Annotated in this window: 10 protein-coding genes; 5 read left to right on the top strand and 5 right to left on the bottom strand. The window is 72.4% G+C overall.

The annotated features are described in order from the left end of the window. Nucleotides 1-140: 140 nt before the first annotated feature. The 3 genes from QBL21_RS26680 to QBL21_RS26670 form a co-directional block, all read right to left on the bottom strand. Nucleotides 141-1,616 carry an MFS transporter gene (locus QBL21_RS26680; protein ID WP_407564772.1) on the bottom strand — a complete coding sequence of 492 codons (1,476 nt, stop codon included), beginning with the start codon at nt 1,614-1,616 and terminating at the stop codon, nt 141-143. Nucleotides 1,617-1,639: 23 nt separating this feature from the next. Beyond that, nucleotides 1,640-2,284, bottom strand: a complete 645-nt coding sequence (locus QBL21_RS26675; protein ID WP_407564771.1) for a hemerythrin domain-containing protein — start codon at nt 2,282-2,284, stop codon at nt 1,640-1,642. 191 nt (nt 2,285-2,475) lie between these two features. After that, nucleotides 2,476-3,411 (bottom strand): aromatase/cyclase, encoded by a 936-nt coding sequence (locus tag QBL21_RS26670; RefSeq protein WP_407564770.1) that lies wholly within the window; start codon nt 3,409-3,411, stop codon nt 2,476-2,478. A 179-nt stretch (nt 3,412-3,590) separates the two neighbouring features. On the opposite strand from QBL21_RS26670, the gene QBL21_RS26665 reads away from it, so the two are divergent. The 3 genes from QBL21_RS26665 (at nt 3,591) to dnaG (ending at nt 7,485) form a co-directional block, all read left to right on the top strand. Then, the gene (locus QBL21_RS26665; RefSeq protein WP_407564769.1) at nt 3,591-4,661 is read left to right on the top strand and encodes a phosphotransferase family protein; all 1,071 of its coding nucleotides are present in this window, start codon (nt 3,591-3,593) and stop codon (nt 4,659-4,661) included. Nucleotides 4,662-4,887: 226 nt separating this feature from the next. Continuing rightward, nucleotides 4,888-5,463, top strand: a complete 576-nt coding sequence (locus tag QBL21_RS26660) for a TetR/AcrR family transcriptional regulator (protein ID WP_407564768.1) — start codon at nt 4,888-4,890, stop codon at nt 5,461-5,463. A gap of 51 nt (nt 5,464-5,514) precedes the next feature. Continuing rightward, nucleotides 5,515-7,485: a DNA primase gene (gene dnaG / locus QBL21_RS26655; protein WP_407564767.1), complete on the top strand. Its 1,971-nt coding sequence runs from the start codon at nt 5,515-5,517 to the stop codon at nt 7,483-7,485. Between the two features lie 26 nt (nt 7,486-7,511). On the opposite strand, the gene QBL21_RS26650 is transcribed toward dnaG, so the two are convergent. Then, on the bottom strand, nt 7,512-7,793 hold the full coding sequence (locus tag QBL21_RS26650; protein ID WP_407564766.1) for a hypothetical protein: 282 nt from the start codon (nt 7,791-7,793) through the stop codon (nt 7,512-7,514). A gap of 353 nt (nt 7,794-8,146) precedes the next feature. On the opposite strand from QBL21_RS26650, the gene QBL21_RS26645 reads away from it, so the two are divergent. Continuing rightward, nucleotides 8,147-9,238, top strand: coding sequence for an RNA polymerase sigma factor (locus tag QBL21_RS26645; protein ID WP_407564765.1), 1,092 nt, complete (start codon nt 8,147-8,149; stop codon nt 9,236-9,238). A gap of 340 nt (nt 9,239-9,578) precedes the next feature. Then, nucleotides 9,579-10,997 (top strand): alpha-amylase, encoded by a 1,419-nt coding sequence (locus tag QBL21_RS26640; RefSeq protein WP_407564764.1) that lies wholly within the window; start codon nt 9,579-9,581, stop codon nt 10,995-10,997. 90 nt (nt 10,998-11,087) lie between these two features. On the opposite strand, the gene QBL21_RS26635 is transcribed toward QBL21_RS26640, so the two are convergent. Further along, nucleotides 11,088-12,128: a LacI family DNA-binding transcriptional regulator gene (locus QBL21_RS26635; protein WP_407564763.1), complete on the bottom strand. Its 1,041-nt coding sequence runs from the start codon at nt 12,126-12,128 to the stop codon at nt 11,088-11,090.

The following is a 12,128-nucleotide window of genomic DNA, read 5'->3' as shown; positions in this document are numbered from 1 at the left end:
GGGCCACCACGGACAAGTATTTGCCTAACCGGGACGAACCCGGGTGACAGGCCCCTGCCGTGTGCTTCCGGACGTGGAACCGGCCCGTGCGTCCGCGCCGGGGGAACGCAGTCGCACGGGCCGGGGCCGGTGGGGCGGCGTCAGCCGGTCGGCTCCTTGACCGGCTCCGCCGCGGAGGGGTCGTCGCCCGTACGCACCGCGGACCTGCGCAGCGCCACGGCGCACAGCAGCGCGGTCGCGCAGAGCACGCCGACGACGAGCCACAGGGACGGCTCCATCGCGCCGACGAAGGCGTCGGGGTAGGGCTCCGACTTGAGGTTGTCGGTCAGCTCGGCCTGGAGCACGGCGCCGACCGCGGCGGCGCCCAGGACCGTGCCGATCTGCCGCGCGGAGGTCACCACGCCGGAGGCGGCGCCGGCCAGGTGCGGCGGGACGTTGCGCATGGCAAGGGCGTTGGCCGGGGCGAAGACCAGGCCGATGGCGATGCCGAAGAGCACCATCCCGGGGATCACCGCCCAGGTGCTGGAGTCGGTGTGGCTGGTGGCGATCAGCACGGCGACGGACCCGGCGAAGACCAGCAGCCCGGGCACGATGATGGCCCGGGGGTCCAGCTTGTCCGCCCACTTGCCCGCGAACGGCGCGATGAACAGCGAGACCAGCGGCGCCGGGCCCATGACGAGGCCGGCCTTGGTGGGGGAGAGGTCGAGTACGCCCTGGAGGTAGAGCGCGTACGGCAGCAGCAGGCCCATGGACGCGAACAGGTTCGTCATCAGCACCACGTTCATGACCGAGAACCCGCGGTCGCGCAGCAGCGTGAACGGCAGCAGCGGCTGGTGCTCCTGCTGCGCGCGCTGCTGGAGCACGAAGAAGACCATGACGAGCACGCCGGCACCGCCGATCACGGGGATGCTGACGATCCCCCAGACCTCGCCCCAGTCGTACCGCTCGCCCTCGATGAGGGCGAAGACCACCAGGAAGATGCCGACGGTGGAGAGCACCGTGCCGAGCGGCTGGAAGGAGGGCCGCTGCGGTGGCCGGGCGCCGGGGATGGTGCGCAGCGCGCCGACGATGGCGATCACGCCCAGCGGCACGTTGATCCAGAAGACCGACCGCCAGGTCAGCGCGTCCACGAAGATGCCGCCCAGGGTCGGCCCGGCGACCGCGGCGAGACCCGCCACGGCGCTCCAGATGCCGAAGGCGGCGCCGCGTTTGTCCGGCGGGAAGACCGTCATGATGATCGCGAGCGTCTGCGGCATGAGCAGCGCCGCGCCCACGCCCTGCACCACGCGCATCGCGATGAGCTGTTCCGGGTTCTGCGACAGGGCGCAGGCCGCGGACGCCGCGGTGAAGACGACGACGCCGAGCACGAAGGCGTTACGGGCACCCATGAGCACGCCGAGCCGGCCGGCGAACAGCAGTAACGCGGCGAAGGCCAGGGTGTAGCCGCTGGTGACCCACAGCACCTCGTCGAGCGAGGCGTCCAGCCGGTCGATGATGTCCTGGTTGGCCAGGTTGACGATGGTCGTGTCGAGCACCGTCATGAAGAAGGCCAGGATCAGGAAGGCCAGCACGACCCATGGGTTGGTGCGGGACTCCTCCGTTTGGGCAGGGCGCACGGGTAACTCCTTCGTCAAGCGGTTCAGTGGGGTTTGATCTGCCGCCAGGGCGAGTTGCGCCGGTAGCGCGGCAGCCAGACGGTGCGGCACATCAGGCGCAGCGGCGGCGGGAGAGCGGCGAGCACTTTGCGCCGGGTGTCTTCGGGTGCGCCGTCCAGCAGCCAGGGGACGTACGTCTCGGCCCGCGGCCCCAGCGCGCGGCGCTGGGCCGTCCGGAACGTCTCCCAGTCGGCGCGCGTCAGCACCTTGGAGAGCATCGGCAGCACTTCCTTCTCCTGGTGGTCGAGGTGCGCCAGAAGCCGTTTGGAGAGGTCTTCTATCCGCTCGCGCAGGACGACCGGGGAGCGGCTGCGCAAGGCCAGGTCGACCGCTTCGATCATCCGGTCGAGGGTGCTGTTCTCCGCCTCCGAGTTCCGCAGCACGGACACGTCGGCCAGGCCGGCCAGCCGGGACCGGAGCCCCGGGCACATGGCTCCCTCGGCCGTCTGGTGGACCCTCAGATAGTCCTTGAACGCGCTCCAGCCGGCAGCGAACGCGGAGTCTGCGGCGAAGTCGTCCCCGGTGGTGCTCATGAGCAGGGTGACGTCCCGGCGGAAGGCGTCGTGCGTGGCGTACACCATCGTCAGGCCGCTGCCTCGGTTCGGCTGCCAGCGAAGGGAGCAGTTCACGAGTCGTCTCCTGCAAGTCGGCTCGGGCGCGGGCTACACTGCCCGCGTTCGGGAGTCACGCGTGGGCACCGATGGATCGCGACCCCGGCACGGGGCATGTTGTCCCACAGGTATGGGGCAGTATGCACCACCGCAGGTTGTGGTGCAATCTGTTTCGCAGAAGTCCCCGGTCAGCGTCCCCCGGACGGCCCTCAATCCTCCTGTTCCACGACCGCCTTGGTGTACCGCATCGCCGCCTGGTTGATCGTCCCCAGCACCCTGCGCACGAACGCGCGGGCCTCGGCGAGCGGGGCGCCGGGACCCAGGAAGTCCGCGACCGCCGCCGGCTGGAGCACGATGGTCTGCCGGTTCACGGCCCGTACGCCGTCGGGGGTCTCCGTCAGCTCCCACTCCGCGGTGTGCGCGGCGATCAGCGCCGGCCGCCGGATGTGCTTGTAGACGATCCGCTTCGGGCCCAGGCTCACCCGCACCGACTCGGTGGTGTGCCGGGAGCCGTCGGGTATCCGCGTCTCCATCTCCAGGATCTGGGTCCGCGGCGAGATGTCGGTCAGCTCCACCCGTACGACGTGCGGCAGCTCCCGCCACGCCTCGGCCCGCCAGAGGAACTCGTGGACCTTCGCCGGCCCGGCCGCGATCTCCAGCTCGTCGGTGAAGGTGACGAGCACCTCGCCGATGCGGTCCGCCTGCTCGGCGGCCTGCTTCAGGTTCTCCAGATCGGTCTTGGCGTCGGCCTCGGCCGCCGCGCGGATCCAGGCCAGTTGCTCCGGGTCGTCGTCGACCGCCGCGTACGCCTGGTCGAGCACGACCTCGCAGCCGCCGTCGCCGGCCGGGCGGATCCGCCAGGTGCCGCCCTTGACGGCGACCGGGGAGTGCGGGGCGATGTGCCGGAAGCCGACGGTCAGCGCGTCCGGGTCCAGCCGGCGCCGTACGCCCCCGTTCGCGACTCTGCCGTGCGCGGTGGTCCACAGCCGCAGCGTGTCCTCGCCGGGTCCCGCCGGGGCCTGTTCCACGTGCACGACGGAGGGGAACAGCCGGGGCCAGCCCGGCGCGTCCGCGAGCAGCCCGTAGGCGACGGTCGGCGGGGCCGCGACGGTGGTGGTGTGCCTGACGTGGTGGGTGTGCACCATGGTGGATCGACTCCCTCTCCGCCGGAAACATGTGACGGTCTCGATCCTGAAGAGGGTCAGTGAGGGCTCGATCCTCTCCCGCTGGTGTCTCGACGGTGCCTGCCGTGACTCACCATCAGGTCTCCAGGTCAGAGGAGGATCATGGGGACGCTGTACGTCCATCGCTCGCTGGAGGTCCCGTGCCCGTACCGCCGCAACGAGACATCGACGCCACCCGCCGCCGCCTCGCGCAGTGGCTCGCCGACCGGCTGCCGGAGACCGGGGTCCCCGAGGTCGGGGTGGAGGCGCTGCGCGGCCGGGGCTTCGGCCCCGAGATCCTGATGGCCGCCGCCGAGTGGGAACGCACCGGAACGCGCCGGGACTTCGTCGTCCGGGTCGCGTCCCAGCGGCACCAGGTGCTGCCCGAGTCCCGGCTCGTCGACGAGTACCGGGTGCTGCGCGCCCTCGCGCCCACGCCGCTGCCCGTACCCGCCGTGCTCGGCTACGAGGCCGACCCCGACGTGCTCGGGGCGCCGTTCTACGTGAGGGAGCGCGTAGACGGCTGGACCCCCGCGGAGCGGCCCCCGTACCACCGGGCCGGCGCGCTGGCCGAGCGCGACGAGAGCGGCCGGGCGGACCTGTGGTGGGCCGGCCTCGGCGTGCTCCGCCGGCTCCACGGCCTGGACCCCGACCGGCTGAACGTGTCCTTCCTGGAGCACGCCACCGGCGCCCCGAGCGGTCCGGACGGCCAGCTCGCCTTCTACGAGCGGCACTTGGACCACTTCGCCGCCGACCGCTCCGGCGTCGTACTCGCCGCCCTGGACTGGCTGCGCGAGAACCTGCCGGAGCCGGCCGGCCCGCCCCGGCTGCTGTGGGGCGACGCCCGGCTAGCCAACATCGTCTTCAGGGACAGCCGCCCCGTCGCCGCGCTGGACTGGGAGACGGCCTTCCTCGGCCCGCCCGAGGCCGACCTCGCCTGGTTCCTCCACGTCGACCGGTACCTCGCCGGCGGCGGCCCCCGGCTGGCGGGCCTGCCGGACCGGCAGGCTACGATCGAGCGCTACGAGGAGTGGCTGGGCCGGCCGATCGCCGGGCGGCTGCCCTGGCACGAGGTGTTCGCCGGCTTCCGCTTCGCCCTCGTCGCCGCCCGTACCGGCCGCCTGCTGGCCGAACAGGGGCTGGTCGACGCGGGGTCGGAGATCCCCTTCGCACGCGACGCGGAGCGCCTGCTCGCCGCGACCCTCGCGCCCCTCGACGCCGTCGCCGTCTGACCACCGGGGGGCCGCGGCGCTTGCGACCTGCACCGGTGCGGTGGTGAAGCGGGCCCGTCGCGGACCCCCCTCGGCCTCGGGGTCGGCGGTACACTGCCGACTCTGGAACAAGGTGTACGGGTAGCCACCGAAGGCGACCGTACGTGATCGTCAGCCAGCCCCGGCCCTCGGGGACACGCGGGATGGAGTCGTGTTGTCGTCTCACACCGACACGAGATATTCGGGCTTGGAGCGCGGACCCGACCCGAGAGCGGTACGCAGCCGGGCCGCGGCACTCGACGCCGCGCGCGAACTGCTCGTCGAGCAGGGGTGGGCCGCCGTCACGCACGTCTCGGTGGCCGCCCGCAGCGGCGTCGGCCGCACCACCCTCTACCGCCACTGGCCGGATCCGGCCGAGATGATCCGCGACGCCATCACCGAGGGCCTGACGATCGCGCACGTACGCCGCACCGGGGAGCTGCGGCGCGACCTGCTGGGCGAGCTGAACGTGCTGCGCCGCTGGCTGCACGAGCCCACCGCGGAGCGCGCGCTGCGCGCCGTCATCGAGCGCGTCAGCGTCGACCCGGCGTACGCCGAGCTGAAGACGTCCCTGTACACGGCGGGCTCCGAGGGGCTGCGCGCGATCGTCGATGCCGCCAAGGAGCGCGGCGAGCTGCCCGCCGGCCTCGACACCGACCTGGCGATCGACCAGCTCTCCGGGCCGCTGATGTTCCGCCGCCTGGTGGCCGAGCGGACCTTCGACGGCAAGTTCGTGGAGTCCGTCGTCTCGTTCTTCCTCAGCGCGTACAGCGACGGCTCCTGAAGCCGCGGCGGCGGGCGGGGGACTGTCGGCGTCCGGCCGTAGACTGCACTCGTGGCAGGGCGGATCAACGACGACGACGTACGGGCGGTCAGGAACGCGGTTCCGATCGACGCCGTCGTCTCCGAGTACCTGCAACTCCGCCCCGGCGGCGGTGGAAATCTCAAGGGCATCTGTCCCTTTCATGATGAGAAATCCCCTTCCTTCCATGTGAGCCCGGCCAAGGGGCTCTACCACTGCTTCGGCTGCCAGGAAGGCGGGGACACGGTCGACTTCGTCATGAAGGTCGAGCACCTGTCCTTCTCGGAGACCATCGAGCGCCTCGCCGCCCAGGCCGGCATCACCCTGCGGTACGAGGAGGGGGGCTACACCCCCGGCCGCCAGCAGGGCGAGCGCACGCGGCTGCTGGAGGCGCACAAGGTCGCCGCGCAGTTCTACGCCGAGCAGCTCGGCTCGGCGGAGGCGGAGATCGGGCGCGCCTTCCTGGCGGACCGCGGCTTCGACCAGGCGGCGGCGGAGCGCTTCGGCGTCGGCTACGCACCGGCGGGCTGGGACCACCTCACCCGCTTCCTGCGCGGCAGGGGCTTCACCGACAAGGAGCTGACGCTCTCCGGGCTGTCGCAGGACGGTCGCCGCGGGCCCATCGACCGGTTCCGGGGGCGGCTGATGTGGCCGATCCGGGACATCACCGGCGAGGTCGTCGGCTTCGGCGCCCGGCGGCTGCGCGAGGACGACAACGGGCCGAAGTACCTGAACACGCCGGAGACCCCGATCTACCGCAAGTCCCAGGTGCTGTACGGGATCGACCTGGCCAAGCGGGACATCGGCAAGCAGGGCCGGGCGGTCGTCGTCGAGGGGTACACCGACGTGATGGCCTGCCACCTGTCCGGGGTCACGACGGCGATCGCCACCTGCGGCACGGCGTTCGGCGGCGAGCACGTGAAGATCCTGCGCCGGGTGCTGACGGACAACTCGCGCTCCGAGGTCGTGTTCACCTTCGACGGCGACGCGGCAGGGCAGAAGGCGGCGCTGCGCGCGTTCGAGGACGACCAGAAGTTCGCGTCCCGTACGTCGATCGCGGTCAGCCCGGGCGGCATGGACCCGTGCGACCTGCGGCTGGCCAAGGGCGACGAGGCGGTGGAGCAGCTCATCGAGGAGCGCTCGCCGCTCTTCGAGTTCGCGATCCGCTCGTTCGTCACGCAGCACAACCTGGAGACGGCCGAGGGCCGTTCGGCCGCGCTGGAGCAGGCGGCGCCGGTGGTGGCGCGGATCAAGGACGTCTCGATCCGGCACGACTACGCGGTGCAGCTCGCCGGGATGCTGGGAATCCTGGACGAGCGGTTCGTGGTCGACCGGGTGCGGCAGCTCGCGCGGTACGCGGCGCAGGGCGGCGCGACCCGCGGCCGGGGCGGACCGGGCCAGGCGCAGGGCCAGGGCCAGGCACAGGGCCGCGGGCCGGGGGAGCAGACGGCCGGCCGCGGCGCGGGTCCGGGACCGGCCGGCCCCGGACGTCCCACGACCGCCGCCGGCGGCCCCGCGCTGTACATGCGCACCCCGGCCCTGCACCGCGAGCGCGAGCTGCTGAAGCTCGCGCTCCAGCACCCCAAGCTGGTCGCCCCCGCCTTCGACGCCTACCTCGCCGACGAGTTCACCGCCGCCCCGTACGCGATCGTCCGCGCCGCCATCGAAGCGGCCGGCGGCGTGGCCGCCGCCGCGGGCGACGACGCCGCCTACCTGGCCCGCGTCCGCGACGCCGCCCCCGACGACGGCGTCCGCTCGCTGATCACGGAGCTGGCGGTGGAGCCCCCCCGCAGCCGCCGCGAACCGGACGCGATCTACGCGGGCGAACAACTCGCGGGCGTCCGCCTGGCCGCGGTGGACCGCCGCATCGACGACGTCCGCAGCACGGTCCACCGCCTGGGCGCCCAGGGCCCGGCGGACCGCTTCGAGGCGGCCCAGCGGGAGCTGTGGACGCTCCAGCAGTACAGAGAATCCCTCCGCGCCCGCGGCGCGGCAGCACTCTGACCCGGGCGGGGAGGGGCGGCGCCGGGTCAGTCGCCGCCGGCGGCGGTCTCCGGCGGGTTCATGCCGAGGTGCTCCATGATGGCCACCTGTCCGGACACCAGCACCCCGAGCACCTTGCCCTGCTCAAGCTGGGTCTGCCGCAGCGCCTGGAGAAGCTGTATGTCGGCGCGGCGCTGCTCCTGAAACGCGGCCACGTCACGGTCCGAATTGACCGCCAGGTGCCGGGTGGCCGCCTGCTGTTCGGTCAGCTCGTGCACCTGTGCCTCCAGCGCCTCCACGCGCCGACGAAGCTCGTGGATCTCACCCATGAGCAGTGGTTCCTCCCGTGCTGATGGCCCAAGTCTGGCCGCCGCGATATGCGGCGGTCACTTCATCAGTGTGACCATCGGGTTACGTTGGGCGACGACTCGCGCTGCCCCGAGAGTGCACATTCGTCCGTTGCGTAACCATCCGGTCACGGCACGGGCACAAAATGTGGTCGCACGACCCTACTGCCGGGCGTGTGTCGTACCCCACACTGGGGGCGGTGCCTGAGTCCTCGGAGCGTGGCGGTGCTGCCCGGAAGGGGCGAGAAGCCGCCAGGGATCCGCTATCCACGATCGGGACGGAAGGCGGCGAGTCCGCCGCAGCCGTTCCGCTGCCCCACGTCCCCGAACCGGCAGTGACCACCCTGGAGGTCGCCCCCGTGCAGACCCAGACCCTCAACACTTCCGTACGGGCCGGGCGCGAGGGCGCGCCGGACGTCCTGACCCTGCCGAACGGGGCTCCGGCGGGGCTCGACGAGCCCGCGGGCGAGCCGGTGCCCATGCCGCCGCCGCCCGCCGCCGTGCGGCCGGACCGCAGCGGGCCCTCGTCCGACCTGTTCCGCCAGTACCTGCGCGAGATCGGCCGGATTCCGCTGCTCACGGCCGCCGAGGAAGTGGAGCTGGCCCGCCGCGTCGAGGCCGGGCTGTTCGCCGAGGAGAAGCTGGCCGGGGAGCCGGAGCTGACGCAGCTCGCGCTGGACCTGGACCGGCTCGTCGTGCTGGGCCGGATGGCCAAGCGCCGGCTGATCGAGGCCAACCTGCGTCTGGTCGTCTCCGTCGCCAAGCGGTACGTGGGCCGCGGGCTGACGATGCTCGACCTCGTGCAGGAGGGCAACCTCGGCCTGATCCGCGCGGTGGAGAAGTTCGACTACGCCCGCGGCTACAAGTTCTCCACGTACGCGACCTGGTGGATCCGCCAGGCGATGTCCCGCGCGCTGGCCGACCAGGCCCGGACCATAAGGGTCCCGGTGCACGTCGTCGAGCTGATCAACCGGGTCGTACGCGTCCAGCGCCGCATGCTCCAGGAGCGCGGCTACGAGCCGACGCCCGAAGAGGTCGCCACCCATCTCGGGCTCGCCGAGGAGCGGGTGAGCGAGGTGCTGCGGCTGGCGCAGGAGCCGGTCTCGCTGCACGCGCCGGTCGGCGAGGAGGAGGACGTCGCGCTCGGCGACCTCATCGAGGACGGCGACGCCGCCTCGCCCGTGGAGTCGGCGGCGTTCCTGCTGCTGCGCGAGCACCTGGAGGCGGTGCTGTCCACGCTGGGCGAGCGGGAGCGCAAGGTCGTGCAGTTGCGGTACGGGCTGATCGACGGCCGGCCGCGGACGCTGGAGGAGATAGGCCGCATCTTCGGCGTGACGCGCGAGCGGATCCGGCAGATCGAGTCCAAGACGCTCAACAAGCTGCGGGACCACGCCTTCGCGGACCAGCTCCGCGGCTACCTGGACTGATATTCCGCGCACCCACGCGCACGCGCACGGCCGTCGGTGGAACCGGTCCGGCCGGGCGGGCGCGTGGGGCCTGTGAAGGACCCCCGACCGGCCGGACCGGCGTCGGGGGCGGCGGTGGTGTGTGGGGGGCCGCGTGCGAGAAGTTAACACCGCCGGGCCGGAGTTGAAAGACCTTGCAACCATCTTTCCCACGGGTTGACCGTGCTCCGGCGCGCCCTCTACCGTCGTCCGGGAACGTGGGGCCCGGATCGTTCTGCAAAATCTTGCGAGCCCGGGTTCCGGACTTGTACACCGATGTGGCTGTGGCGCGTCAGCTCTCCGAAGGACCAGGAGGGTACACATGGCTCATCCGGTACGTGCACGGCTGCGCGGCACACGCCTGCTGCTCGGGACGGCCCTCGCCGCTCTCGTGCTCGGGCTGCTGCCCGCCGCCGCGACGCACGCCAGCACGAAGCCGCAGGCCGCCGGGAACGACGTGATCGCCAACCTGTGGTCGTGGAACTGGAAGTCGGTCGCCGCCGAGTGCACCGACGTCCTCGGCCCCGCCGGGTACGCCGCCGTGTGGGTGGCGCCGCCCGCCGAGTCGCTGTCCCATCCCCGGCACCACTGGTGGGACGTCTACCAGCCCTACAGCTACGCCCTGAACGGCCGGCTGGGCAGCGAGGGCGACTTCACCGCCATGACCGCCGCCTGCAACGGTGCCGGCGTCGCCGTCTACACCGACGCCGTCGTCAACCACACCGCCGCGCAGACCGGCACCGGCTACGCCGGCACCGCGATCGGCGACAAGTACGCGCCGCCCATGTACTCCCGGGCGGACTACAACGTCGATGTCTGCAACCGCGAGATCGCCGACTGGAACGACAAGTGGGAGGTGCAGAACTGCGAACTGCTCGGCCTGCCGGACCTGAAGACCGGCAGCGACTCCGTACGCGACAGGATCGCCGGCTATCTGAACTCCCAGATCGCGCGCGGCGTCTCCGGCTTCCGCGTGGACGCGGCCAAGCACATCCCGGCCGCCGACCTGGAGGCGATCGTCGGGCGGCTGGACGACACCGCGGCCGGCTCGCCGCCGTTCGTCTTCCACGAGGTCTTCCCCGGCGGCACCCCCGCGCCCGACGAGTACTACGGCAGCGGCCGGGTGCTGGACTTCTTCATCGGCGACCGGCTGAAGGCCGCGTTCCACAGTGACATCGCGCAGTTGGAGAACCTGGGGGACCAGGGGCTGCTGCCCGCGCGGAACTCGGTCTCCTTCGTCACCAACCACGACACCGAGCGCAACGGCCGCCACCTGACGAACAAGGACGGCGACACCGCCGTGCTGGCCAACGTCTTCCAGCTCGGCTGGACCGCCGCGCCGCCCACCGTGTACGCGGGCTTCGCGTACGCCGGGAACGACGACTCGCCCCCCGCCGACGCGGGCGGTTTCGTCACCGGCACCGACTGCGGCGCCGGCTGGTACTGCCTGGACCGCGACCCGCGGATCACCGGGATGGTCGGCTGGCGCAACGCCGTCGGCGACGCGGCGGTCACCGACTGGCAGTCGCCGCGCGGCAACGTCGTCGGCTTCGGCCGCGGCGACCGCGGGTTCGTGGCGCTCAACAACACGGGCGGGGCGGTGAGCCAGGAGTTCGGCACGGCGGTCGCGGACGGCGTGTACTGCAACGCGCTCGACGGCTGCGCCACCAAGGTCACCGTCGCGGGCGGCCGGGTCGCGCTCGACCTGCCCGCCAAGGGCGCGGTCGCCTTCCATCCGTAGGGGGTCCGGGGGCACAGCCCCCGGATTCATTCTCCTTGCACCCGGGCCCGGGGGAGCCGCTTCGGCACCCGGGCCCGGCGGCGGAGCCGCTTACGCGGGCGCCGAGGCCGTCGAACCCCGCACCACCAGCTCCGGGTGGAAGACGAACTCGGCGTGCGGCGCCGGTGTGCCGCCGATCTCCTCCAGCAGGGCCCGTACCGCCGCCTGCCCCATGGCCGTGACCGGCTGGCGCACCGTGGTCAGCGGCGGGTCGGTGAAGGCGATCAGCGGCGAGTCGTCGTAGCCCACCACCGACACCTGCCGCGGCACCGCGAACCCCCGCTGCCGCGCCGCGCGGATCGCGCCCAGCGCCATCATGTCGCTGGCGCACACGATCGCCGTGCAGCCGCGGTCCAGCAGCGCCGCCGCGGCGGCCTGCCCGCCCTCCAGCGAGTACAGCGAGTGCTCGATGTCCGCCCGCGCGTCCTGTTCGGGTACGGACAGCACGTCGCGCATGGAGTCCAGGAACCCCTCGACCTTCCGCTGTACGGGCACGAAGCGGCCGGGTCCGAGCGCGAGCCCGATCCGGCGGTGCCCCAGGGAGGCCAGGTGGGTCACCGACAGCCGCATCGCGTCCCGGTCGTCGGGGGAGATGAACGTGCCCTGGAACTTCTCCGAGTAGCCGTTGATCATCACGAACGGCACGCCCTTGCCCCGCAGCCGCGTGTAGCGCTCCATGTCGGCGGTGGTGTCGGCGTGCAGCCCGGAGACGAAGACGATGCCGTCCACGCCGCGCTCCACGAGCATCTCGGTCAGCTCGTCCTCCGTCGAGCCGCCGGGCGTCTGCGCCGCCAGCACCGGCGTGTACCCCTGCCGGGTCAGCGCCTGGCCGATGACCTGGGCGAAGCCGGGGAAGATCGGGTTGTCCAACTCGGGGATGAGCAGGCCGATCAGGCCCGCGCTGCGCCGGCGCAGCTTCACCGGCCGCTCGTAGCCGAGTACGTCGAGCGCGGCCAGCACGGCCTGCCGGGTGGTGTCCGCCACGCCCGGTTTGCCGTTCAGCACCCGGCTGACCGTGGCCTCGCTGACCCCGGCCTGGGCCGCGAGGTCGGCGAGCCGCGCGGTCGCGGGACCTGACTGTTCCTGGCGCAC

This window comes from Streptomyces sp. 184 (assembly GCF_045781775.1).
Lineage (GTDB): Bacteria > Actinomycetota > Actinomycetes > Streptomycetales > Streptomycetaceae > Streptomyces.
Note: the sequence above shows the minus strand (reverse complement) of the source record. Positions and strands in the feature narration are given on the sequence as shown.